25 protein-coding genes are annotated in these 26,379 nt (G+C 29.7%); 24 read left to right on the top strand and 1 reads right to left on the bottom strand.

The annotated features are described in order from the left end of the window. Positions 1 to 7: 7 nt before the first annotated feature. The 24 genes from AAFN75_RS06335 to AAFN75_RS06220 all read left to right on the top strand — a co-directional run bounded on the left by AAFN75_RS06335 (position 8) and on the right by AAFN75_RS06220 (position 25,213). A complete protein-coding gene (locus AAFN75_RS06335) occupies positions 8 to 1,078 on the top strand; it encodes a hypothetical protein (RefSeq protein ID WP_411808756.1) in 1,071 nt (356 codons plus the stop codon). After that, complete coding sequence (rfbB, locus tag AAFN75_RS06330; RefSeq protein ID WP_411808755.1) at positions 1,071 to 2,081, top strand: dTDP-glucose 4,6-dehydratase; 1,011 nt, start codon at positions 1,071 to 1,073, stop codon at positions 2,079 to 2,081. Before AAFN75_RS06335 ends, rfbB begins: the two co-directional genes overlap by 8 nt. Position 2,082: 1 nt before the next feature. Beyond that, positions 2,083 to 2,940 (top strand): glucose-1-phosphate thymidylyltransferase RfbA, encoded by an 858-nt coding sequence (gene rfbA, locus AAFN75_RS06325; RefSeq protein WP_411808754.1) that lies wholly within the window; start codon positions 2,083 to 2,085, stop codon positions 2,938 to 2,940. Positions 2,941 to 2,943: 3 nt separating this feature from the next. Next, positions 2,944 to 3,492 (top strand): dTDP-4-dehydrorhamnose 3,5-epimerase, encoded by a 549-nt coding sequence (rfbC, locus tag AAFN75_RS06320; RefSeq protein ID WP_411808753.1) that lies wholly within the window; start codon positions 2,944 to 2,946, stop codon positions 3,490 to 3,492. Next, entirely contained in the window at positions 3,485 to 4,279 is a 795-nt protein-coding gene (gene rfbD / locus AAFN75_RS06315; RefSeq protein ID WP_411808752.1) for a dTDP-4-dehydrorhamnose reductase, read from the top strand. The genes rfbC and rfbD overlap by 8 nt, the downstream gene beginning before the upstream one ends. Before the next feature lie 119 nt (positions 4,280 to 4,398). Further along, positions 4,399 to 5,418, top strand: coding sequence for a UDP-N-acetylglucosamine 4,6-dehydratase (inverting) (gene pseB, locus AAFN75_RS06310; RefSeq protein WP_411808751.1), 1,020 nt, complete (start codon positions 4,399 to 4,401; stop codon positions 5,416 to 5,418). Beyond that, complete coding sequence (pseC, locus tag AAFN75_RS06305; protein WP_411808750.1) at positions 5,418 to 6,563, top strand: UDP-4-amino-4,6-dideoxy-N-acetyl-beta-L-altrosamine transaminase; 1,146 nt, start codon at positions 5,418 to 5,420, stop codon at positions 6,561 to 6,563. Before pseB ends, pseC begins: the two co-directional genes overlap by 1 nt. Then, complete coding sequence (pseF, locus tag AAFN75_RS06300) at positions 6,556 to 7,236, top strand: pseudaminic acid cytidylyltransferase (protein WP_411808749.1); 681 nt, start codon at positions 6,556 to 6,558, stop codon at positions 7,234 to 7,236. The genes pseC and pseF overlap by 8 nt, the downstream gene beginning before the upstream one ends. Before the next feature lie 4 nt (positions 7,237 to 7,240). Then, positions 7,241 to 8,449 carry an ATP-grasp domain-containing protein gene (locus AAFN75_RS06295; RefSeq protein WP_411808748.1) on the top strand — a complete coding sequence of 403 codons (1,209 nt, stop codon included), beginning with the start codon at positions 7,241 to 7,243 and terminating at the stop codon, positions 8,447 to 8,449. After that, positions 8,436 to 9,479, top strand: a complete 1,044-nt coding sequence (locus tag AAFN75_RS06290; protein ID WP_411808747.1) for a PseG/SpsG family protein — start codon at positions 8,436 to 8,438, stop codon at positions 9,477 to 9,479. Before AAFN75_RS06295 ends, AAFN75_RS06290 begins: the two co-directional genes overlap by 14 nt. Continuing rightward, a complete protein-coding gene (locus AAFN75_RS06285; protein ID WP_411808746.1) occupies positions 9,480 to 10,013 on the top strand; it encodes an acyltransferase in 534 nt (177 codons plus the stop codon). Position 10,014: 1 nt separating this feature from the next. Next, positions 10,015 to 11,055, top strand: coding sequence for a pseudaminic acid synthase (pseI, locus tag AAFN75_RS06280; RefSeq protein ID WP_411808745.1), 1,041 nt, complete (start codon positions 10,015 to 10,017; stop codon positions 11,053 to 11,055). 8 nt (positions 11,056 to 11,063) lie between these two features. Then, complete coding sequence (locus AAFN75_RS06275) at positions 11,064 to 12,374, top strand: hypothetical protein (protein WP_411808744.1); 1,311 nt, start codon at positions 11,064 to 11,066, stop codon at positions 12,372 to 12,374. 6 nt (positions 12,375 to 12,380) lie between these two features. Further along, on the top strand, positions 12,381 to 13,112 hold the full coding sequence (locus AAFN75_RS06270) for an acyltransferase (protein ID WP_411808743.1): 732 nt from the start codon (positions 12,381 to 12,383) through the stop codon (positions 13,110 to 13,112). Between the two features lie 2 nt (positions 13,113 to 13,114). After that, positions 13,115 to 14,464, top strand: a complete 1,350-nt coding sequence (locus tag AAFN75_RS06265) for an O-antigen polymerase (protein WP_411808742.1) — start codon at positions 13,115 to 13,117, stop codon at positions 14,462 to 14,464. A gap of 170 nt (positions 14,465 to 14,634) precedes the next feature. Further along, the gene (locus AAFN75_RS06260; protein WP_411808741.1) at positions 14,635 to 15,636 is read left to right on the top strand and encodes a hypothetical protein; all 1,002 of its coding nucleotides are present in this window, start codon (positions 14,635 to 14,637) and stop codon (positions 15,634 to 15,636) included. Further along, positions 15,626 to 16,849 (top strand): O-antigen ligase family protein, encoded by a 1,224-nt coding sequence (locus tag AAFN75_RS06255; RefSeq protein WP_411808740.1) that lies wholly within the window; start codon positions 15,626 to 15,628, stop codon positions 16,847 to 16,849. The genes AAFN75_RS06260 and AAFN75_RS06255 overlap by 11 nt, the downstream gene beginning before the upstream one ends. Before the next feature lie 10 nt (positions 16,850 to 16,859). Continuing rightward, entirely contained in the window at positions 16,860 to 17,921 is a 1,062-nt protein-coding gene (locus tag AAFN75_RS06250) for a hypothetical protein (protein ID WP_411808739.1), read from the top strand. 141 nt (positions 17,922 to 18,062) lie between these two features. Next, positions 18,063 to 19,325 (top strand): lipopolysaccharide biosynthesis protein, encoded by a 1,263-nt coding sequence (locus AAFN75_RS06245; RefSeq protein WP_411808738.1) that lies wholly within the window; start codon positions 18,063 to 18,065, stop codon positions 19,323 to 19,325. After that, the gene (locus AAFN75_RS06240) at positions 19,322 to 20,593 is read left to right on the top strand and encodes a hypothetical protein (protein WP_411808737.1); all 1,272 of its coding nucleotides are present in this window, start codon (positions 19,322 to 19,324) and stop codon (positions 20,591 to 20,593) included. Before AAFN75_RS06245 ends, AAFN75_RS06240 begins: the two co-directional genes overlap by 4 nt. 59 nt (positions 20,594 to 20,652) lie before the next feature. After that, positions 20,653 to 21,654 carry an NAD-dependent epimerase/dehydratase family protein gene (locus AAFN75_RS06235; protein WP_411808736.1) on the top strand — a complete coding sequence of 334 codons (1,002 nt, stop codon included), beginning with the start codon at positions 20,653 to 20,655 and terminating at the stop codon, positions 21,652 to 21,654. After that, positions 21,654 to 22,781 (top strand): glycosyltransferase, encoded by a 1,128-nt coding sequence (locus AAFN75_RS06230; protein WP_411808735.1) that lies wholly within the window; start codon positions 21,654 to 21,656, stop codon positions 22,779 to 22,781. Before AAFN75_RS06235 ends, AAFN75_RS06230 begins: the two co-directional genes overlap by 1 nt. Positions 22,782 to 22,870: 89 nt before the next feature. Then, positions 22,871 to 23,860 carry a UDP-glucuronic acid decarboxylase family protein gene (locus tag AAFN75_RS06225; protein WP_411808734.1) on the top strand — a complete coding sequence of 330 codons (990 nt, stop codon included), beginning with the start codon at positions 22,871 to 22,873 and terminating at the stop codon, positions 23,858 to 23,860. Further along, positions 23,861 to 25,213, top strand: a complete 1,353-nt coding sequence (locus AAFN75_RS06220; protein ID WP_411808733.1) for an undecaprenyl-phosphate glucose phosphotransferase — start codon at positions 23,861 to 23,863, stop codon at positions 25,211 to 25,213. Here the strand turns inward: AAFN75_RS06220 and AAFN75_RS06215 are convergent. After that, positions 25,210 to 26,373, bottom strand: coding sequence for a glycosyltransferase family 4 protein (locus AAFN75_RS06215; RefSeq protein WP_411808732.1), 1,164 nt, complete (start codon positions 26,371 to 26,373; stop codon positions 25,210 to 25,212). The two genes, AAFN75_RS06220 and AAFN75_RS06215, sit on opposite strands and share 4 nt — an antisense overlap. Positions 26,374 to 26,379 lie beyond the last annotated feature (6 nt).

Raw genomic sequence — 26,379 nt, 5'->3', positions numbered from 1 at the left:
TATAAAAATGAGTAAAACAAATTTACCAGAAACACCTAAATCAGAAGAGGTAGATATCATTCAAATATTTACACTTATAGGTAATGCTATAAAATCTGTATTCGACTTTATTGTAGGTATTCTCAAATATGTTTTTAAGCTATTTATAATGTTTGCCTTATTTATTAGGAGAAACATTATTGTATTAGTAATTGCAGGTGCTATCGGTTTTGTAATTGGTAGTATTATAGATTACTTTTTTGAGCCTTATTACTCTTCAACTATTATAGTAAAACCAAACTTTGGCATAAATGATCAATTAATAGATAACACTAAACTCTTAGGGCAATTAGCTGCTTCGAAAGATTCTATAGCCTTGGCAAGTGCTCTTGAAATTACTCCTGCCCAAGCAGGACAAATTAGAGGTATAACTATAAAAGCAAAATCGAATACAAATGATAAATTAATGGCATTTAATCGGTTTGTAAAAGGTGCTGATTCTTTGACTTTAAAAGCGATAAGCTTTGAAAGCTATGAGAAGAATTTAGATATTTCAGATTTTGCCTATTATTACATAACTGTTGATTCATACGATAGACACATTTTTAATAAAATTGAAAGTAAACTTATTGAAACTAAAATAAGTGCTTACCTTAAAAGTGTTCAAGATACTGAGCATTTAAATCTTTTGGCAAGAGAGGCAATTATTAAATCAACGCTGTCTAAAATTGATTCCTTAAGGAGTGATTATAGAGAACTTATGATGAGTGATGTAGAACAAGAGGCCCTTAAACCTGGATCTGGTGGCACTAATTTTTATATGGGTTCTAGTAATTTAAGACCCACAAAAGAAATGGAGCTTTTTAAATTAGAGACAGATTTAAATAACGAATTGTCTACAATAGCCTTAAAAAAAGTTAATAATCAAAAAGCAATTCATGTTTTGTCGGCATTTCAAGATCCCGGAATATACGTAAATGTTAAGGTAAGAAACTGGTATATTTTAGCAATGATAGCTTTAGCTATTGCTGGTTTATTAGCTTTAGAATTCAATAAATTCTTAAGGAAATACGAAGAGGAATTAAAATTAAATGAATAACATTTTAGTAACAGGAGGTGCTGGTTTTATAGGTTCTAATTTTATTCCAAATTTTTTAGAGCAAAATAAGCAATACCATATTATAAATTTAGACAAGCTCACCTATGCAGGTGAGCTTTCTAATTTAAAAAAATTAGAATCGAGTAATCGCTATACTTTTGTAAAAGGTGATATTTGTAACAGAACTTTGTTAGAAAACTTATTTAAAGAATTCCAATTTACTGGTGTTATTCATTTTGCAGCCGAATCACATGTAGATAATTCTATATCTAATCCTGGTGCCTTTATAGATACCAATATTACAGGAACATTTAATTTATTAGATGTTGCTAAAAGTAATTGGATGGATGCGCCAAATAAAGTTAAAGAATTATTTAAAAATAGCAGGTTCCACCATATCTCAACTGATGAAGTTTACGGAACCCTAGGAGAAACTGGTTTATTTACAGAAAACACACCGTATGCACCTAATAGTCCATATAGTGCTTCAAAGGCGTCTTCAGATTTTATAGTTAGAAGTTATTTTCATACTTATGGAATGAATGTAGTGACTACAAACTGCTCAAATAATTATGGACCTAAACAACATGATGAAAAGTTAATTCCAACTATAATTAGAAAAGCCATTTTTGGGGAAGAAATTCCTATTTATGGCGATGGGAAAAACATAAGAGATTGGTTGTATGTATTAGATCATTGTAAAGGTATTGGAAATGTTTTTTTAAACGGAATTTCGGGTGAAACTTACAATATTGGAGGAAAAAACGAAAGGAATAATCTGTATATTGCCAATACAATTTGTGCTATTCTAGATGATGTTTTACCTAAAAAAACATCATATAAAAATCAAATATCCTTTGTTAAGGACAGGCCAGGACATGATTTTAGATACGCTATTGATGCCTCTAAAATTGAAAACAAATTAGGTTGGCAAGCAGATGAAAACTTTGAATCTGGAATTAAAAAGACGGTTAATTGGTATTTAGATAAATATTCAAAATAATATGAAAGGGATAATACTTGCAGGTGGTTCGGGAACTAGATTACATCCTCTTACTAAGGTGGTTAGTAAGCAATTGATGCCAATATATGATAAGCCAATGATTTATTATCCTTTAACAACGTTGCTTTCAGCTGGTATAAAGGAAATTTTAATTATATCTACATCTAAAGATACCCCAAGATTTAAAGAGTTGTTAGGAAATGGAGCAGCGTTTGGTTGTAGATTTGAGTATGCAGTTCAAGAAGAACCAAACGGATTAGCAGAGGCATTTATTATAGGTGAAGAGTTTATTGACGATGATAAAGTAGCCTTAATTTTGGGTGATAATATTTTTTACGGATCTGGTTTAGATCAAATACTACAAAACATTAATAACCCCGATGGTGGTGTTATTTTTGCTTATCATGTGCAAGACCCTAATCGCTATGGAGTTGTTGAGTTTGATGCTAATAATAAGGCTATTTCGATAGAAGAAAAGCCTAAACAGCCAAAATCAAATTTTGCTGTTCCTGGTATTTATTTTTACGATAATTCCGTTGTTGAAATAGCAAAAAGCATAAAGCCTAGTCCAAGAGGAGAATTGGAAATAACAGATATCAATAAAGCCTATTTGGTAAAAGGTAATTTGTCTGTTCAAATTTTAGATAAAGGAACCGCTTGGTTAGATACAGGTACTTTTAATTCTTTAATGCAAGCGTCTCAATTTGTGCAAGTTATAGAGGAGAGACAGGGTCTTAAAATTGGCTGTATAGAAGAGGTGGCCTATAAAATGGGATATATTAATAAAAATCAATTACTAAAATTAGCAGAACCTTTACTTAAAAGCGGTTATGGTAAGTATCTTCAACAATTGGTATAATACATGGAGCTAAAGGAAACATATTTAAAGGGGTGCTATATAATTAGTCCAAGAGTTTTTTATGATGATAGAGGTTACTTTTTAGAAACTTTCAATAAAAATGTGTTTTTTGAAAAAACAGGTATAATTGCAAATTTTGTGCAAGATAATATATCTAAATCCTCAAGAGGTGTTTTAAGAGGCCTACACTTCCAAAAGGGAAATCATGCTCAAGCAAAGTTAGTTCAGGTAATTAAGGGTAGTGTTTTGGATGTCTGTGTTGATATTAGAAAGCAGTCTTCAACTTTTGGTCAATACATTTCTGCGGTTTTAACAGGCGAAAACAAAAAACAAATATATATGCCAAGGGGATTTGCTCACGGATTTGTGGTGCTAGAAGATGAAACCATATTCTCTTATAAATGTGATAATTTTTATAACCAATCATCCGAATCAGGCATCATATATAATGATGAAACTTTAAACATTGATTGGCAGTTAGCAAAAGATGAGTTCGTAATATCAAAAAAAGATGAGGTTTTACTAACTTTTAAAGACTTGTTTAATGAATAAAAAAGTTTTAGTTACTGGAGCCAATGGCCAATTAGGACAAACCATAAAAGAAATTAATGATTCAGGTATTTTAGATATTGATTTTACATTTGTTACAAAAGCTGATTTAAGTATTACTAATCCTAAAGATTTATTACAATATTTTAGTACAAATACCTTTGATTATTGTATTAACTGTGCTGCCTATACAAATGTAGAACAGGCAGAAAAAACGCCAGAGGAAGCGTATAATATTAATTCCGATGGTGTAAAATTATTATCGGAGTATTGTAAAACATATAATGTAATTTTGATTCATATTTCTACAGACTATGTATTTAATGGTGAAAAACAAGCCCCTTATTTAACAACGGATTGTACAAACCCAATTAATGAATATGGTAAGTCTAAATTATTAGGTGAAAAAAACATACAGGAAAACTTAGAAAAGTATTTTATAATTAGAACGTCATGGTTATATAGTAAAAAGTATGGTAATAATTTTTATAAAACAATACTAAGTAAATCCGAAACAGAAAAAGAGCTTTATATTACAACTAAGCAAGTTGGATGCCCAACAGATACAGTTAATTTAACAAATTACATTCTTAATTTAATTCAAAATGATTACCAAGGCTATGGTATTCTTCATTTTTGTGATTTAGATGTTATGTCTTGGTATGATTTCGCAATAAGAATACTTGAAGAGAACAATAAGTCTCAACAAACACAAATTATTAAAAGTAATAAATATAAAACTTTGGCAAGGCGACCAAAATATTCAGTTTTAAAAATTAGTGATTTATAAAAACTATTTCATTTTTTGAAGGAAACGACATAGTTTTAAAAATAAAAACGTCAAATACATACAAATATATTACTTTTGTTTTCAGAAAATATATTCAATTTTACCAAACTAAGATCCAAATGTTCAATTTAAAAGGCAAATCTATTTTAATCACTGGAGGTACAGGTTCTCTAGGAAAGGCACTAACAAGTCATATTTTAAATAATAATCCCGAAGTAAGAAGGTTAATTATTTATTCTAGAGATGAACAAAAACAATTTCAGATGGCTCAAGAATATCCTAGCAGCCAATATCCTCAAATTAGATATTTCATTGGAGATGTAAGAGATAATGAAAGATTAGTTAGAGCATTTCAAGGCGTAGATTATGTTATTCATGCAGCAGCTATGAAACATGTTCATATTGCGGAATATAACCCAGACGAATGTATTAAAACGAATATTGGAGGAGCACAAAATGTTGTGGATGCTTGTTTTAAAACTAAAGTACAACGTGTTGTTGCACTTTCAACCGATAAGGCATGTGCACCTATTAACCTTTATGGCGCCACAAAATTAACATCAGATAAGTTATTTGTTGCTGCAAATAATATTAAAGGAGAAAATCCTATAAAGTTTTCTGTTGTACGTTATGGTAATGTAATGGGGTCTAATGGTTCTGTTATTCCGTTTTTTATAAATAAAAAGAAGGAAGAAGATAAATTACCAATTACAGATCCAAATATGACTAGGTTTAATATCTCACTTCAAGGTGGTGTAGATATGGTAATGCATGCTTTAGAACATGCTTGGGGAGGCGAATTATTTGTGCCAAAAATACCTTCATATAAAATTATGGATGTTGCCAATGCTATTGGTCCAAATTGTGAAAAACCTGTAGTGGGTATCAGGCCTGGAGAAAAAGTACATGAAGAAATGATTACACCTTCAGATTCTTTCTATACATATGATTTAGGAAAGTATTATACTATTTTACCAGCAACCCATTCTTGGAAGTTGGATGCATATATTACGGAATTTAATGCTAAAAAAGTAGAATTAGGTTTCAGTTATAATTCTGGAGATAATACAGAATGGGAAACTGTAGAGTCTTTAAGAAATCTTATTAAAGAGCACGTAGATACTAATTTCGAAGTATAATGAAAGCTATACCATACGGAAGACAACATATTGATCAAGACGATATTGATACAGTAGTGTCAACATTACAAGCAGATTTTTTAACACAAGGTCCAAAAGTAAAGGAATTTGAAGATAAATTTGCAGAATATGTTGGCTCCAAATATGCAGTAGCAGTAAATAACGCCACTTCTGGTTTACATCTAGCTGTTTTGGCGCTAGGCTTAAAAGAGGGAGAACGCGTTATTACAACACCAATAACATTTGCGGCATCAGCCAATTGTGTTAGGTATGCTGGTGGCGAAGTTTGGTTCGCTGATATAGATCCAGATTCTTATGTTTTGTCTTTTGAAAGTACCTCAAAGCTAATTGAAAGCAAGCCAAAAGGCTTTTTTAAAGGTATTATTCCTGTGGATTTTGCAGGTCTTCCTGTAGATTTAGAGGCGTTTAGGGCATTAGCAGATAAGCATGATTTATGGATAATTGAAGATGCTTGTCATGCACCAGGTGGTTATTTTACCGATTCTAAAGGTGAAAAGCAATTGTGTGGTAATGGTAATTATGCGGATATAGGAATATTTTCTTTTCATCCTGTAAAACATATTGCTTGTGGTGAAGGAGGAATGATTACAACAAATTCTGAAAAATTATATAAAAAACTATCTTCTTTAAGAACGCATGGAATAACCAAAGAAAACATGGCCGAAAACCATGGAGGATGGTTTTATGAGATGCAAGAACTTGGTTTTAATTATAGATTAACAGATATTCAATCTGCATTAGGAATTACCCAACTTGCTAAAAACAATGCTGGAGTAGATAGAAGAAATAAGATTTCAAATGTTTATAAGGAGGCTTTTAAAGATAAAATAAAGTACCAAGGCCTACAAGAAGGAGCTTTAAATGCACACCATTTGTTTGTTGTTGAAGTAGAAGATAGAAAAGGGCTTTATGACTTTTTAAGAAGTCATAATATCTATTCTCAAATACACTATATTCCTGTTCATACATTGCCTTATTATAAAGAAATAGGTTATGGAAGTGCTGGTCTTGAAAATTCTGAAAACTACTACTCTAAGTGTATTAGTTTGCCAATGTATCCTACGCTTACAGATAAAGAACAAGCTTTTGTAATAGAAAAAGTGTTATCTTTTATAAATGGCTAATTTAGCAATAATACCTGCAAGAGGAGGAAGTAAACGTATACCCAGAAAGAATATAAAACTCTTTTTAGGCAAACCAATAATTGCTTATCCTATAGAGGCTGCTCTTAAAAGTAACTTGTTTGATGAGGTTGTAGTATCTACCGATGATGTTGAAATAGCAGAAATTGCACAAAAATATGGTGCAAAAGCGCTATTAAGATCAAAAGAAAATTCAGATGATTTTGCAACATTATTTCATGTTGTACAAGAGGTATTAGGTACATTTAAAAACTTTAATGCTGTAAGTTGTATTTTAGCAACCAGCGTATTTGTTACGCCTAAATTACTTAATCAAGCTTATACTATTTTAAAAACCGATAAAACAGACTCTGTTTTACCTGTGGTACCTTTTAGTTACCCAATTCAAAGAGCGTTAAAGAAAAATAGTAATGGCGATTTAACCTTTTTTTACCCAGAGAACTTTAGTAAAAGAACACAAGATTTAGAAATTGGTTACCACGATGCGGGAATGTTTTATTTTACTAAAACAGAAAGCTTTTTAAAACCAGAAAATAATAAATTATCCTGCGGAACAATAAAGCCGCTTATATTAAGTGAGTTAGAAACTCAAGATATTGATACTGTTGAAGATTGGAATCTTGCAGAATTTAAATTTAAACACAATAACAAATAAAAAGATGAGCAAAGTAACCGGAAAAACGTTGTTAATTGTTGGTGCTGGATTTGGGCAAGTACCAGCTATTGAAAAAGCAATAGAATTAGGTTTAAATGTTATTGTAATAGATAAAAACCCAAATGCTATTGGTATGGCAATGGTAGATAAGTCGTTTCCAGTTGATATTATTGACGAGGAGGCTGTTTTAAAACTAGCAAAAGCCCATAAGGTTGATGGTGTTATGACTATGCAAACCGACTTACCTATACCTACAATAGGCTTAGTAAACGACAAGCTAAATTTAACAGGTGTAAGTTACCAATGCGCAATTGATTGTAGCCATAAAACACAAACCAGACTTAAATTAAAAGAAAAAGGTGTTGCCCAACCAATATTTGAAATAGTAACCAATCACGATGCAGCAAAAGTAGCTGCCGAAAAAATAGGTTTCCCTGTTATAGTTAAAGCTGTAGATAGTTCGGGAAGCAGAGGTGTAACTAAAGTTGAAAATAGTCAAAAAGTAGCTCAAGCATTTGATGAAGCTTTAAAATATTCAAGACAAAAAAATGTACTTGTTGAAGAGTTTATTGATGGCGTAGAAATAGGAGCTCAAGCATTTAGTATTAATGGAGAATGTGTTAAGGTATTGCTGCATAACGATACGCTTGCACCAGGAGAATTTATGGTTCCTACTGGGCATTCATTTCCAACTTTTATAGAAGGAGAACAATTAATTTATGCCGAAAAAACTATTAAAGAATGTGTTGAAGCCTTAGAAATTAACAATGGGCCTTCAAACATTGATTTAATTTTTGATAAAAAAGACGGTAAAGCAAAAATTATTGAAGTTGGAGCAAGAATTGGTGCTACGTGCTTACCAGAATTAGTTAAATATTATACAGGAATTGATTGGGTTGAAGCAACAATTTTAAATGCTTTAGGAGAGGATGTTGTTTTAAATGAAACGCAACAAATTCCAACAGCCGCCGAAATATTGGAAGCAAAGGAAGATGGAATATTAAAAGAAATTATTATTCCTGATGAAGTTAAAAACCATAAAGATGTCCTTGAAATTGAGGTTACTGAAAGTATAGGTGAACAAGTTTCAATTTTAAGAAAAGGAACAGATAGAATAGGGAAAATTATTGTTAAAGGAGGTTCTTACCAAGAAGCCGAAGCTTTAGCCTTGAACCTAAAATCGAAAATACTTTTTAAAATTGAAAAACATTAATAGCATATGCTTTTTAGTTAATGGAAACCAAAAAATTGGTTTAGGGCATGTTTATAGAAGTATAACCATAGCCACAGAAGCCATTAAAAGAGGTATTGCTACCTCTTTTGTGTTTCAAGAAAACCCAATTATTCAAGAACTTTTACAAGCAAATAATATTCCTTTTAAAGTTGTAAAAGAGGATGTTTGGAAAACGCCAAAAACTCATATCCATCAATATCGAGAGCTTTTAAAAAGTAAAGATGTTGTAGTATTAGATTTATTAGAAAAAGAATTTTTGAAATTTAACTTCTTACCAGAATTTGAGATTAAAATGGTATCAATCACATCGTTTTATTATTCTGAAGAAACTAGATATGAAGACCTATCGTTTTTTCCAGGAATGGAAATAAAAACTAATCCATTTATTCAAAACAAATACAAGAAAACTAAACTCTTATCGGGGCCAAAGTACTTAACATTTCGTGATGAATTTTTAAAAGATTTTTCAAAAGAGTTTAATGAAGTTACTCCAGAAATTTTAGTAACTATGGGCGGATCGGATGCTTTTGGCTTTACACCAATAGTGGTTAAAGCGCTATTAAATTTAGATCTCGATTATAAGGCAACGGTAATTTTAGGAACAGCTGCTACAACTTTTAATGAAGTAGAACAGTTAGCTTCAAATAGTCCTAATATTATAATTAAGAAAAGTGTAAATAACATTGCAGATTTAATGTTTAATTCAACTTGTGCCATAATAAATGGGGGTTTAACAAGGTATGAGTTAGCACTAACAGGAACTCCATTTATAGCATTATCCATACATGAAATGCAGTATAATATTACCGAAAGGGTTACAGAATTAGTTGGAGGCGTAAATTTAGGGATTGTAAAAAATTTAGATCAAGCGGATATAACAAAAGCAATAAAAGATTTAATTTTAAATAGAGAAAAAAGGAAGTCAATAAGTAAAGCATTACAAAATACTATTGATAGCAAAGGAACAAGTCGTATATTGGATTGTATTGAGAATATAGAGTTAAATTAAATGAAAAAAATCACTAATTTTTGGCGTAGGTATATTAAACTTAGAGGTCTTTTTATTCCAGATGGACCCTATGGAGATAGAAAAAGAGGAAAGCTTTACGAACCTTTTTTAAAATCTTATGGCGAAAATTTTAAAGTAGGTTCTCAGGCATTTATCTTTAACCCAAATGGATTAACTGTTGGAAACCATGTTTACATAGGGTTTAACACCTACTTGGGCCAAGGTGAAATAGAGTTAAAAGATGAGGTTTTAATTGGTAACTTTGTATCCATAACAGCTAGTAATCATTTACGAAAAGGATATTCGTTTCGTTTTGGAGGGTATGAGGCTAAAAAAATTGAAATAGGAGTAGGTACTTGGATTGCTGCACAATCTAGTGTTACAGCTGGAGTTACTATAGGAGATGGTAGTTTAGTCGCCGCAGGAAGTGTTGTAACCAAATCTTTTGGTAACAATGTGGTAATAGGAGGTATTCCTGCTAAAGAAATTAAAAATATTGAAGGTGATTACCTTTTAAATAAAAATATAAAGTAAAATGAAAATAGGTAATTTTAAAATATCAGACACTAGCAAAGTTTTTATAATTGCTGAGTTATCTGCAAATCACAATAACGATTACCAATTAGCTGTCGATACTATTCACGCTATGAAGGAAGCTGGCGCCGATTGTGTGAAGTTACAAACCTATACTGCAGATTCTATTTCAATGAACGCAGACACCAAATACTTTGCTCCTAGAGACTCTGGTTTGTGGAAAGGCCAAAGACCTTACGATGTTTTTAAAGTAGGCGCAATGCCTTATGAATGGCAGCCTAAACTTATTGAATTGGTAAACTCTTTAGGAATGGAATGCTTTTCTTCGCCTTTTGATAAAGAAGCTATAGATTTTCTTGAAAGTATAAACACTACAGCGTATAAAATTGCATCGTTTGAAATTCAAGATATTCCATTAATAGAATATGCGGCATCAAAAGGGAAACCAATAATTATATCAACAGGAATCGCAGATTTAGAAGATATTCAACTTGCTGTTGAGGCTTGTAAAAAGGTTGGTAATAATGATATTGCATTACTAAAATGTACATCGGCATATCCAACACCTTTTAATGAAATTAACATAAAAGTGATTCCAGATTTAAAAGAAAAATTTGGCACTTTAGTAGGCTTATCAGACCATACAATGGGTAGCGTAGTGCCTATGGGAGCGGTTTCTTTAGGTGCAAAAATTATAGAAAAACACTTTGTTTTAGATAGATCCAATGGTGGTGTCGATGCTGCTTTTTCAATGGAGCCTCATGAGTTTAAAGCCATGGTAGATAATGTTAGAAACTTGGAGTTGGCTTTGGGTAGTGTAACTTACGAGCTTACAGATAAGCAAAAAGATAGTAAAACAAGAGGTACTTCCTTATTTGTTTGTAAAGATGTTAAAAAAGGCGATAAAATAACTTCAGAAAATATTAAAGCCGTAAGGCCTGCTGCGGGACTTCACCCTAAACATTATAATGAAATAATTAATAAAACATTTAAGGAAGATACAGTAAAAGGAACACCTTTAAGTTTTAATATAATTAATTAAGCTGCTTTATGAAGTTATTATTTATAGAAAATCGATATAAAACATTCACTTTTGAGGCTATAGCTAATAACTTAGCAAAAGAAGGACACGAGGTGGCATTTATAGTTCAAAACAAAGATTATACGCCAAAAAGCAATGTAACGAATTTCATAATACCTTATCCTAAAAACATTTCAAAAAAAAACTATAAGCCTTGTAAAGATGTGGAACAAGTTATAGTTTCAGATAGAATGCAAAACTTTTTTCGAAAAAAAGGCACAAAGTATTTTTACTATTATAATTTAGAAATTGATAAAATATTAGGATCATATAAACCTGATTTTGTATTTGGAGAGTCCACAGCTTTTCATGAATTACTTACAATAGCTAATTGTAAAAAGAGGAATATTTTATTTTTAAATCCATCATCTTGTAGGTATCCAAAAAATAGATTTGCGTTTTATAAATATGATACATTAGAGCCTTATAAAGGAAGTAATGAGTTTTTAATAGAAAAAGAAGCTTTAGAAATTGTAGATAGTATTGCAAACAGAAAAGCAAAACCGGATTACATGAAAGTTGTCAAAAAAGCTAAAATGAAAACGCTTAAAGATAAATTTCTAAAAGTAAAATCGTTTGTTTCTGGAGATACGTTTAATACACCAAACCCAAAAGTAAAATATCAATTACAAAAGGATAACAAAGCAAATATTGAAGCTTGGGATCTTGTTTCGCAAGACGAAATTAACCCACAAAATAACTTTATAGTTTTATACCCATTACAAATGCAGCCAGAAGCGAATATAGATGTTTGGGGTATAAAACACAGAGATCAATTAAAGCTAATAAAGCAATTAACAGATCAGTTATCAGACAACGCTAAACTAGTTGTAAAACCCAATCCAAAATCTAAATACGAGCTCTCAAAAGAGTTAGTTTCATATATAACAAATAACCCAAAAGTTATTACGTTAAAGCATAGCGTGAAAATGGATGATATTTTAAAAGATATTGATTTGGTTGTAACAGTTACTGGAACCATTGCAATAGAGTGCATTTTATCAAATAAACCAGTTATTACATTGGTGAAAACGTTAAATAATGACCAAGTAAATTGTAAATATTTAGATAATTTAAATGAATTACCTGAAATAATTAATGAGGTGAAGCAAAATAAATTTCCTAGTATTGACGATTCTAGTAAAATAAATTATTTAAATACACTTAACAGTACTAGTTATTATGGTCGAGTATCAGATCCTTTTAGTTTTTCTCAAGTATTTGGAGAAGAAAACATGAGTGATATTTTAAAGGCTTTTAATCATATAATTAACAATTAAATAGTTTTGAAAAAAGTACTTACACTTTTGTTTTGTTTGTTTTTACCAAGCTTGATTTTAAGGCCGTTATTAAGATTATTAGGGCATAAAATAGGGAAGAAGGTTAAAATAGGGTTTTCTGTAATGTCTACAACTAATATTACAATTGGAGACGGATCAAAAATAGGACATTTAAATTTGTTTTTTAATAGCAAAATAGAGTTGTCAAATAATACTAAAATAGGATATTTAAATATTTTTAAAGGCCCTTTTTCATTAATATTAGATCATAAAGCAGCCGTAGGAAATAAGAACTATCTATCAAGAGGAGCTTTAGGATTAACTTACGGAAAATCAGATTTAAAATTAGGAGAACTAACTAAAATAACTACAGGACATCATTTAGATTTAACTAGAAGTATTGTATTAGGCGATTTCTCAATATTAGCAGGTATTCGTTCTCAAATGTGGACACATGGTTATTATCATGCAGAAACAGGAAAAGATAGAATTAGAATTGATGGAGAAATACATATTGGTAACAATGTTTATGTTGGTTCTGGTTGTATATTTAACCCGGGAATTAAAGTTTTAAACGGCATTCATATTGGAGGTGGATCAGTAATTTCCAAGAACTTAACGGAGCAAGGCATGTATGTTGGACAAGCGTTAAGGCATATTCCTCAAACTTTCAGTCAAATAAAATCTAAACTCAATAAAGTAGATAAAAACTTAATTGAAAAAGTTTATACCAAATAGGCATGCTAAAACATATTACTCCCAAAAGGTTAATAATATACTCATTTTTAATATGGGTAATAGCATATACATTAATTCCAGCAACATATATACTTCATAATTCTTTTTACCCCGTATTAGTTTTAGTTCTTTATAATGCAGGATTGTTATTTGGGCTTTTTTCGGTAAAAAAAGTAGATGAAGAAAAATATAAACAACCCGATAGTTTACCTAGGCCAGATTATTATACTATTGTAATTTCTTTTTGTATTGGTGTTTTTGGAGCATGTTTAAAGTTATACCAATTAATATTTGTGCAAAACCTCCTAACAGTAAATGGTTTTGCGCTTAGAGAGGCTCAAATTTATTCTGCCGAATTTAATTCTGGGGCTTTAGGCTTAATAATTGCGCTTACTTTTCCATTTGCAATTGTTTCTTTCTTAGCAACTTTTTATTACCAAAAGTATTTTAGTAAAACGCTACTTATTTTTAGTGGCTTGTTTGCATCGGTATATATGCTTAGCTCATTACTTAATGAATCAAGATTACCGATGGCCTTATCGTTATTTATTTTTTTTATTGTTTGGTATTTTTATCAAGTGAGATATGGACGTTTTTTTTATAATAATTTTCAGATTAAATTAGGAAGTATAAAGTTGTTTAAACTACCTAAGTTTTTTACAAGGTGGTATGTTGTTTTGGTGTTCATTGCTATTTCGGTAGCACTTAGTTTTTCTACTAAGGTTATGGTTAACAGGCTTAACCATTATAATTATAAAGATGTTTTAACCGTTTGGGAAGGTTATCATGAAACTATTATAGATGGCGATTTTAAAAATGAAATAAATAAACTACCTAAACAAGAAAAAAACATCGCAGTAGCTAAGTATAGCTTATATCACTATTTTGCACATGGTGTTGTCGAATTTCAGCGACTTGTAAACCATTTAGATGATAAAAATGGAATTTATTATGGTAAATACGAATTAGATGTTTATGCTAAATTTTTTAGGTTTTTTGGGTTGAATATTCAAACTAAAAAAGAAATGAATGAGGTTATTTATAAAAGAGGATATTATGTAACTTTTTGGGGCCCTTTTTATTTAGATTTTGGGTTGTTTGGTGTTTTTATTTGTTTCTTTTTAGGAAGATTTATAAAAAAAACATACTTAAAAGCCTCCTTAGGTTATCTGCCCGCCATTTTAATGTATTCTTATTTAGCTGTTAATTTAATGGCATCTTTACATGTTACTTTTTTTGGAAGTAGCTATATGTACATATTTAACGCGATTGTTGTTTTTTGGATTTTAAGAAAGTTAGCCTCTAAAAGCACAGTTGTTGTTATTAACCAAAGAGCCCAAAAAACTGAATAATCTAATTGATGATTTTTGTGATTATTAGAGTATGTTTTTGCCTATTAAATAATCATTTTGAATGTAATTACTGTTATTTTAATAAATAGGTGTATTGGCTTAAAGTAAAAATGAATAATATAACCAAAGCTCTACTAAGCTAAAAAAGAGAATATAAAATATAGTTGAAAATGTGTGCAAAAAATAATTTTGTTTTGTTCTTACTTTTAGCCTTGTTATTGGCTTGTAAACAACCTGAAGTAGATACTAAAGTAAAGCGCCCAGTCAATATTGATGATACTAATTATGTTCTTGATAAGAATTATAAAAAGGGAGATGTTAGACGATACGGGGTATATCCTAACGAAAAAATTTCTAATAAAAATTTACAAAACATAATTTCACTTTCTAGTAAGGGGTTACCAATGGTATTTCCTAAAGGTGATTATGCCACTAATTTGGTATTAGATAGTATATCCATACTAAACTTTACATTTAATAACGCGACAATTACCGGAGGTGTTAACATTGTAAATAACTCCTTTAATATAAAGTTAGGAGGTAATTTAACCATATTAGAGCGTTTATTTGTAAAAGGATCTAGCGATATAGTATTTGACACATTAACAGTAAAAACAGATACTTTAAAATGTCTCACAACAAAAAAAAATAGAGGAGTAAGTTTATACGCTGGAGCTAAAAATATTAGTTTTCAACTTTTAAATATTGAAAACACAGGAGGTACTAAAGATAAGTTTTATCAACACACAGCAGCAGCACTGCAAGTTCATGGTTGGAAAAACAACCCCGAAAATGTTTTTATTAAAAACCTAACTATTAAAAATGTAGATAGGACAGGACTGTATTTAACAGGAAATGGTCATAGAATTGAAAAAGTAACAATAAATAATTTTGGGCAAGGAAGTTCCGAAAATATGTTTGCGCTAGGAGATGCTTTTAAAGGAGAAGAAAAGGAGTTCTCTGGCGCATGGTTAAATAGATGTAACAATTGTGAAATAGACACCTTAATCGTTAATGCCACTAATAATAAAGGTAATTATAGTGTAATATTGGATGAAGGAAAATATTATGAGCCTACCTTTATTTATAATATTCATTTTAAAAATAAAGCAAAGGCATTACCAATAAAAGATGATAAGCTTACTAATATTTTAGTTAAAAATGAATTTTAGTTTACAACAATTAATAAAAAAAAGAGAGTACATATTTATTACGCTAAGTATAATTGTGTTTTTTACTTTTACAGTATCTTATGCTTTAAGCGCTATAGCAATGGTGCTATTTATTCCATTCTTTTTTTTAGATACTAAGTTAAATATTGCAAGTAAGGTACAACGTATTAAAAAGGATAAAATAGCGCTATGTCTTGTTTTGTTTATTTTAATACAATGTATTGGGTATTTTTATTCAGAGGACAAAGCTCTTGCGCTAAAACGGGTTTGGGGTATGTTTCCCTTGGTGTTTTTACCGGCCATTTTATTTTCGGAATCTATACCAAGTAATGACTTAAAAAAATCATTAAACATTTCTAAATACCTTATAGTATTAACTTTTTTGTATTATTTAATAATTCATGTTTTTGTTGATGGGCGAACTATTTCAACATTTGTACATGATACCGTAAAAGTTAAATTGGGGATAAGCCAATTTTACTTAACATTTATAGTTTTAATTCCTATTCTAGTATCTAGTAAGTCAATTTATCAAAGGGATAAAATGTTGTTAAATAGTCTTTTATTAGCAACTTCATTTTTCATTCTATTACTATTGGGAAATAAAACGGTGCTGCTTTTCATGCTTACATTAATAATTTATGGGTTAGTATTACTTATAAAGCGTAAAAAATATAGAAGTGTATTATTTGCAACTGTGTTTATAATTTTAGGATCAATAATGATTTCTCAATCGTCTATAGTAAAAAACAGAATGACTGTTACGGTTAACACCTTAGATTTTGATTTAGAAACCATAATTACTAAAAACAGGTTTACCGAAACTAAAAATACTTTAGAACACCGTATTTTAATAAACTATTTAGCAGGAAAAGAAATAATAAAGGCACTACCATTTGGAGTGGGCACAGGCGATTATTTAGCGGTTTTATATAACCAATATTATACTATTAATTTTAAGGCTGGGATAAGCCAGAAATATAATAACCATAACCAATATTTTACCGAGTTTTTAAAAACAGGAGTATTGGGTGGTGTTTTGTTTATATATATATTATTTTTGTTGCTTTTAAAAATCAATAAGGAGCAGTTTTATTACCCCATATTTTTGTTGCTTTTTGTTGTGGGGTGTTTTTTAGAATCCTATTTAGACCGGCAACATGGCGTAATTATTTTTGCGTTTATAATTCCTTATTTTTATAAATTAGATTGACAGATATATTATGAAAAATTTCAAACACATTTTAATTTTAACAGTAAGTTGTATTTTTATTATTTCATGTAAAAATGAGAAAGATAAATCTACAATTGAAACCATAGAAGAAACCTCAAAGGAAGTTGCTTCTGTGTTTGATGATTCAAAATATATATTGAATAATAAATTTCCTTTAGGAGATGTAAGGCGCTATGGTATATATCCAGACTCCATTCATCCAACTACACATCCTTATACGAAAAATACAAGGTTGACAACTGTTTTAGACTTATCGGAAAACCACGGTGTTGAGTTAACTTTCCCTAAAGGTTATTACAAAAAAAACTTAGTTATAAAAGGAAGAAAAAATATTAATATAAATTTTGAAAATGCGGAATTTGCAGGTATGATTCAAGTTTATGAAAATGATTCAATACCTTCAGAAAATATTGTTTTTAAGGGTAATGTAGTTTCATATGCTGGTTTTTTAGTTAGAAAGTCTCATGATTTAGAAATAGAAAACCTTAGCATTAAATCTAATTTAGAAAAAAACATTTATGGTTTAAGAAGTAAAGGTGCTATAGTTGATGCGGGATCAGAAGATATTAAAATTAACAAATTAGTAATTGAGGATTTAGGTTCTGGTTCAGATAAATACAAATTTAATGGGGCTGCTTTGTCAATACAAGGTTGGAATAATAACCCTGTAAATGTGCAAATTAAAGATATTCATATTTTATCTTCAGATAGACATGGCATGTACATTACCGGAAAAGATCACCTAATTGGAAATGTAGTAATAGACAAATTCGGAGTAGGGTCATCCAAAGGGATGTCTGGTATGCAAGATGCGGATAAAGGTGAAGAAAAAGAATTTAAAGCGCTTTGGGTAAACAGATGTTATAATAGTTTTATAGAAAATATTACTATAAATGAAAAAGACTCTAAAGGTAAGTATACAGCCTATTTTGATCAAGGTAGTAAAACTAAGCCTTTTACAATAGGTACTTTTAAAGTTATAAACGATAATCCATCAATATCGGTTTTAAAAGCTCCTAATACTGGAGTAATTGTAGAAATTGAGGAGTAATCGCTTTTTTAAAATAAAGCATAGATGTCTTTTTTTAAGTTTAAAAAGGGGCATCTTTTTTTTGTGGTAGCATTTAGTGTCTAAATAAATGTATCGTAATTTTTAAATTTAATACTTTTACAATAATAAGAACCCAAATATTTGAAACCACTAGCTATTATTAAAAAATACGGTTTTTTTGCGGCTATTTTTACAATAGCTAAAGCAACCGTTTATTTTGTGCCATTATTATTGGCAGATGTACTTACAGAATACGATTTTGGTGTATTAGAATATGCCTTAGCGGGTTTAGGGTTTGTTCTTAATTCTCTTATTAGTTTAGGTGTTCCTGGTGCCTTTCCTTATTTTATTCTTAGAAAAAAAGATTTTTCAATTAAAAACGGGTTTATTTTACACCCCATATGGCTTCTTTTCTTATTTGTATGTAATCAATTCGCCTTTTATTTTTTTAATATTAAAATTGAATTTTATTTAGCATTTAATGTGAGCTATATAATTGCTAATCAGGTGTTTTATTCGGTTCAGTTAAAATCTTACGAAAAATCTACAAAAGCCGTAATAGTAGATTCTGGAATTTACTTGGTACTGCTGCTAGTTTTATTACTTGGTAAGACAAACATTGTTTCAATAAATACCACGCTTATTAGCATTTTTATTGTAGGGTACTCTTTGATTTATGTTTTTTTAGCACTGTACAAATATTACAAGGCAGACAAAATAAATAAATTTGATAATTATAAAAGAATACTAAAGTTTAGTAAAAACTTAATGTTATCAACTTTTTTAATATTCTTAATTACGGTATCGGGTAGAATATTGGTTGAGTATTTTTTTAGTTTTGAGGAGGTAGGTTTATATGCCTTTTACTTTAGGTTATCCGCTATTGTTGTTATGATTCATCAAGTAGTAAATATAGCTTTTTTTAAAAAAATGTACACTTTTGAAGCTAACATTTTAGATAAGTATTACTATTTGTTTTTTATGTTTATTTTCACGCTCTCTGTTGTTATTTATTTTGTAACACCTTACGTTGTTGGGTATTTTTCTAATTTTTTTACCGAAACTTATATAGATAATAAGGGTATGTATTTTTTATTATCGGTTCAAATGGTAGTCTGGATAGCTTCGGCATTAAACTCAAATATTATTGATCGAGAAAATTTAACATATAAAAACAACCCTAAATTTTTAGTTTTAATTGCATTGGCAATGGGCGTATTTTATTTTTTAAAAGATAGTATGACATTATCATTACTTGTTTTTATTCATTTTACAGTAATTTTTGTAGCGTGCTTAATTCAATATTTTAGTCTTAGTATGAAACAAATATATTTTAGCAAATCTATTATAACTCTAAGCTTAATTTATATTTTATCAACTAGTTATTATTTTATGTATTTATGATTATAAACTATATTAAAAAATACAAAGGTTTTTTTTATAGTTTGTTGTTTAGCATAGCTATTTGGTTTATTGCTTTTTTACTTATTCCGGCAAAACCTGTGGAGTCTATAAAACCTGTAACCATATTTTTTATACTAGGTTGTTACTTATCCTTGGTTACTGGTTTTTTGTGTTTTAATTTTAAAACTAAACCTATAGAATTTAAGCAAAAACCAAGAACTACTTTTTATTTGAATATTTTATTAATTATTTTAGTATTAAGTTACTTATTAAGGTGGTTTGATTTATTTTGGATAAGAGAACTGTCTTTTTTTAATGAAACAATAGAAAACAGGGCAATTAAAGATGCAAATTCTAGTAGCAGTGGTTGGTTGTTTGTTATAGCATCAATAATTAAAAGTATTTACTTTTTCCCGTTTATATTTGTTAAAAAATTAAAACTTAAAAGTGCGGGGTACACCGTTATATTGGCATACGCCTTATTACTATTTCCATGGGTAGAGGCCATTTTATTAGGTGCGAGAAAACCATTTTTTGAGGTGTTTTTAATTGTTATAATAACATATTTACTGTTTAAAACTCAAAAAATTAAATTAAAACCCTTTTTAATTATATGCTTTTCTTTTTTTCTTTTAATGTCAGTTTCTGTCGTTTTACTTATAAAAAGAGAACATGAGGTCGCAAAACATAAAGTTGCTTTTTTTGATTCTATTTTAAAATCGAGATATAATGATTTATTGAAGCCAACTGATGAAGCTGAAAACTATTTTTATTCAAAGGATAACAATGAATTAATAAAGTATTATGCTTTAATAGGCCTGCATTCGGGTCAATATATTTCTCATGGTGTTTTTGAGTTTAACCATATTATTGATAAGCAAGATTTACAAAAAACGAACGGAACATATACGTTTTTCCCAATAATTAATTTTTTTAACAAATTTAATATAAGCGAGCCTATAGTTCTAAATAATCCATCACCAAGGAGTTATGTTTATTTAACCGCCTTTGGTTCCTTTTATATAGATTTTAGGTGGCTAACACTTTTAGCTATGTTTATTTTTGGAGTTTTTCAAAAGTACGCTTTTCAAAAGTCTAAACATTCTATTATTTATATACCAATATTAATTTACTTATTATTAATTAATGTATTTTTGCCTATAACTAACTACATAAGAGGTATTGGAATTTATCCGTTTGTTGCATTTAGTTTTGTGCTTTCTTTGTATAAGTTAATAGAATTGAATCAGAAAAATAAAGTTAGTTAAAGATTATAAAAGTTAAATTTTAAAATATTGGACGTATTTTACGTCGAGAATAAATTTTAATGGACAAAAAAACAGCAATAATTTTTGGAGGATCAGGCTATATAGGTAGAAACCTGTTAAATTTCTTAATAACGAATGATGTTTTTGAAAGTTATTATGTTTTTGATATAAAGGCACTTATCGGTTTTGAGGATGAGTTGCAATCTAAAAAAGTGATTTATTCTAAAATTGATGTAAGAGAAAAAATAGATATTAAGCTTAGTAATATAGATGGCAAATCTAGTTGGATTTTTAACTTTGCGGCCATTCATCGTGAACCTGGTCATGATTTTAAAGAGTATTTTGATACAAATATAGCTGGAGCTGAAAATGTTAATGAGTTTTCTGAAAATGAAGGTATAAATAATATTTTCTTTACAAGCAGTATAGCACCTTATGGGAAGTCGTTAAATCAAAAAACAGAGGCTTCACCACTTTACCCAGAAACCGGTTATGGTATTTCCAAGGGGTTAGCAGAAAAAATCCATGAAAAATGGTTGGCTAAGGATTCTAATAGAAGATTAATTGTAGTAAGACCAAGTGTTATTTTTGGCCCGAAGGACCCAGGTAATGTCTATAGAATGATTAAATCATTAAAAAAAGGCACATTTATATTACCAAACGGAGGTAAAGTAATAAAAGCCTATGGGTATGTTTATGGGTTGGTAGAAAGTATGTTATTTACAATGAATAAATCAGATAGGTTTATTGTTTATAATTATGCCGAAAACCCAGTAGTGCCATTAAATGAAATGGTAGAAATTGCAAAGAGTAATTTAAATATAAGCAAGCCTACCCTTAAGTTGCCAGTAAGTGTTTTGGTTTTTTTAGCATCTATTTTACAAATTGGTTTTAAGTTAATTGGAAAAACGGCCGACATTCATCCAGTAAGAGTTAGAAAAGCAGGTTTTCCAACTAATATTAAACCTCAGTACCTTATTGATAACGATTTTGAATTTAAGTACGATTTTGAAAATGCCATAAAGCACTGGAAATCTGTAAGTCCTGAAGATTTTAGTTAATGAAAGTAGCAATAATACATTATTGGTTTATATCACGTCGCGGAGGAGAAAAGGTCGTGGAAAGCATGCTGAAGCTTTATCCCGATGCAGACGTATACACGCTATTTTATGATGAAAAAACTTATGGTAATCATTTAAAAAACAATAAGGTATATACCTCGGTATTAGATAAAATTGGATTTATAAAAAAGAGGTATCAAATTTTTTTTCCACTTTATCCAATAGGAGTTAATTCACTTAAATTAAAAGATAAATACGACTTAATTATTTCATCAGAGTCTGGTCCAGCTAAAGGAATTAAAATTGATGATAACACCCCTCATTTATGCTACATACATTCACCAATGCGGTATTGTTGGGGTTTTACAAATGACTATTTGGTATCTGTAAACAAATGGGTTAGGCCTGTTTTATTGTATTTGTTTAAGCGTTTAAAAAATTGGGACAAAGGGACTATAAATAATGTTGATTTATATGTTGCTAACTCTAGTAACGTGGCCAATCGAGTAAACAAATTTTATAATAGAGATGCAAAAGTTGTTTATCCTCCAATAGCTGATGAGTTATTTAATAAACCCTTTGAATTAAATAGCGATAAAGATATTTATTTAAGTTTTGGTGCAATAACACCCTATAAGCGCATTGATTTATTGGTAGATGTATTTAACAAAAACGGTAAACCTTTAATTATTGTTGGAGAAGGATCGGAAAAAGAAAAATTAGCAAAAATAGCCAAGCCAAATATAAAATTCACAGGCGTTTTGCAGTGGGCTGAAATAGAAGAAATCTTCAAGAGAACCAAAGCATTAATATTTCCTGGGGAAGAAGATTTTGGAATGATTCCTTTAGAGGTTATGGCTTATGGTATTCCTGTTATTGCTTTAAAAAAAGGAGGAGCTCTAGAAACAATAGTTGAAAATAAAGAAAATATCCATCAATCTTCAGGTATATTTTTTGATGAACAAACTGTAGAATCTTTAGAAGAGAAGTTAGTGTATTTCGAATTGATTCAAAAAGATTTTGACGCTAAATGGATAAAAAATCATTCAAGTAAATTTAAAGAGTCAATTTTTTTAACAGCATTTAAGGGTGTTGTCGATAATTTTCTCCAAGATTTTAAAAAATAGGCAAATATAATTTGCAAGTCATTATTGAGCACCAATGTTACGTTTTTCTAATTATTTTTATTAAAATTTAAGATTGCAATTAAACATAAATGAAAAAAAAGATTTTAATAACAGGGGCAGCGGGTTTTTTAGGTTCTCACCTTTGCGATAGATTTATTAAAGAAGGTTTTCATGTTATTGGAATGGATAATTTTATCACTGGCGATAAAAAAAACATAGAACATTTATTAAGCTTAAAGAGTTTTGAATTTATTAAGCATGATGTAACAACTTATATAGATTTAAGTGGCGAATTAGACTATATTTTACATTTTGCATCTCCAGCTAGCCCTATAGACTATTTAAAAATACCCATACAAACGTTAAAAGTAGGAGCATTAGGCACACATAATCTTTTAGGTTTAGCTAAGGCTAAAAAAGCTAGAATGCTAATTGCTTCAACTTCCGAAGTTTATGGAGACCCATTAGTACACCCACAGACGGAAGATTATTACGGTAATGTAAATACAATAGGGCCTCGTGGCGTATATGATGAAGCTAAACGTTTTCAAGAATCTATAACGATGGCATATCATAGGTTTCATGGACTAGAAACTCGAATAGTTCGTATATTCAATACTTATGGTCCAAGAATGCGACTCAATGATGGAAGAGTTATTCCTGCATTTATAGGGCAAGCCTTAAGAGGAGAAGATTTAACCGTTTTTGGAGATGGATCCCAAACAAGGTCTTTTTGTTATGTAGATGATCAAGTTGAAGGAATTTATAGATTATTATTAAGCGATTATTCAAAGCCTGTTAATATTGGTAACCCACACGAAATTACAATTAAAGAATTTGCTGAAGAAATTATTAAGCTAACAGGCACTAAGCAAAAAGTAATTTATAAAAATTTACCTCAGGATGACCCCTTACAGCGACAACCAGACATTATGTTAGCAAAAAAAATATTAAATTGGGAGCCTAAGGTTAACAGAGCTGAAGGCATGAAGATAACTTATGATTATTTTAAATCTTTATCAGATGAAGAATTATATAAAAGTGATCATAAAGAGTTTAAAGAACACATAAAGAAATAAGTGAACTACAAAAAAGGAAGATATTCTAGTTTAATAAAACCACTCTTTGGGTTTATCGATTTAGTCATTATTAATATGGCTGTGTTTTATTTTGATATAAATTTAAAGAATATTTATATATTCTGTTTATACATATCCTTGTCGTGGATGATAATTGCAATAAAAAATCATTTTTACGAAGTACAAAGGCATACACGATTAATTCAAATTATTCCATTATTATTTAAGCAAATCATACTTTTTACAATAGTGCTTTACGCTTTTATTGGGTTTTTTAAACAACCCAATGTAAGTCGTTTAGCACTAGGTAATTATTTGTTGTTTGTGTTTTTGCTAATATTTATATTTAAATTTTTAACTACGTTTTTATTAAAAAAATACAGAACTGTTTTAAGAGGTAATAATAGAAAGGTTATAGTCATTGGTAGTAATGATAAGGCTAGACAGCTTATTAAAACGTTTAATACTAGGTTAGATTATGGGTATAAATTTGAAGCTAAATTTAGTGTTAAGGATAAAGAGTTTTCTTTAGATTCTTGTTTTAACTATATTATAGAAAATAGTATAGATGAAATATATTTTTCCGTTTCAGAATTATCTAATAAGCAAATTAATAGGTTAATTGATTTTGCAGATAATAACTTACGTGAACTTAAATTCATTCCAGACAATAAGGAGATTTATTCCAAAAAACTTAAGTATGAATATTATGATTATATTCCAATCTTATCAATAAGAGCCATTCCTCTGCAAGAACCATTTAGTAAGTTAGTTAAACGCCTTTTCGATATAGTTTTTTCATTATTTATAATCGTTTTTGTATTATCGTGGTTAACACCAATTATAGCATTACTAATTAAGTTAGAGTCAAAAGGCCCCGTATTTTTTAAACAATCTAGAAACGGTTTTAATTATAAGGAGTTTGATTGTTATAAGTTTAGGTCTATGACTCCTAATAAAGATGCAAATTTACACCAAGCAACTAAAGGTGATTTAAGAGTTACTAAAATGGGGGCTTTTATACGGAAAACAAGTATTGATGAGTTACCACAGTTCTTTAATGTGCTGTTTGGAGACATGTCGGTTGTTGGACCACGACCGCACATGGTAAGTCATACTAATATGTATGCACAACGAATTGATAAATTTATGGTGCGCCATTTTGTTAAGCCAGGTATTACAGGTTTGGCTCAAGTAAGTGGTTTTAGAGGCGAAATAGAAACCGATAAAGATATTATTAATCGCGTAAAGTATGATATATTTTATATAGAAAACTGGTCGTTGTTACTAGATATTAAAATCGCTATTCAAACATTTACGAACGCTATAAAAGGCGAGGAGAAGGCTTATTAAATTACTTCAATAAGTTGTTTTAATTGAATATTAAAATCAAAATTTGTAAATGCTATATTTTGTATTTTAATTCTGTATTCTAAAGACAACTTTGATCTATCTAAATTTGATATTACTATATTTAATTCAGTATAATCGCCGACATTAGCAACCCAACCAAGCTCATATTTATTAATTACAGTTTCTCCTTCACCGCCGCCAAAATAAAGCATAGGCATTCCTAAGCGCGCATATTCAAATATTTTAGATGGCACTGAGCCATAAATTCTATTGAGTAAGGGAATTATGGTGATATCGTATTGAGTTAAAACGCTATGTAGTTCTTGTCTAGAAACTTCGCTATGATATACAATATCAAGTTCTGGTTTATTTTCAATTAAATCTTGTATAGCAAGTTCCTCTGCACCACCGCCGTAAATATGAAATTGAATTTTAGAGTAGTCTAAATGCTCGCAGAGTTTTAAAATACCTTGGGCAATCCCTAACAGGCCTGCATATACTATTTTTAGTTTTTCTGAAGTTTGTGTTTCGTTATTTGGTACCTGTGCTTTAAAATCCGGATAATTACGATATAAGAAAGTGCTTTTATTTCTATATAATGATTTTACATGGGTTAATATTTCATCACTTTGTCCTAGAATTAAATCAGCATGTTTATAATTATAGCCCTCTATTTTTTCAAGTATTTTATAAGTTAAGTTCTTTTTTAAAGCGCCTAATTCAAACGCAGCAAGTGGCCATAAATCGCTAACATTTAAAATGAGTTTTCTCTTTTTAGAACGTAGAAATAAAACTGAGGTAAAAGCCACAAGTAAAGGTGGCGATTGTATAATTACTGTTTCAGGAATTTTGTTCCATATAAAAAACCAAATCAAACTGAAACTATAAGAAAGCATAGCAATAAGGCGCAGTAGTTTATTCTTTGAATTACTAGCGTAAATCCACAGTCTATGTATGGAAATGTCGTTTTCTACAGAAGTCCGCTTAAATTGCCCTCTATAGTCTTCAAATACCCTGCCTTTAGGATAATTTGGTAAAGGGGTTAAAACGGAAACATTAAAATTGTGTTTCTGCAAGCCTTCAGATAAATGAAAAATGCGATTTGATGCCGCCCCGGTTTCAGGAGGAAAATAATTTGTTATGATAAGTAAGTCTTTCATATCAAA

This window comes from Algibacter sp. AS12 (genome assembly GCF_046736315.1).
Classification (GTDB): domain Bacteria; phylum Bacteroidota; class Bacteroidia; order Flavobacteriales; family Flavobacteriaceae; genus Algibacter_B; species Algibacter_B amylolyticus.
This window is presented reverse-complemented; position numbering and strand designations above follow the sequence as displayed.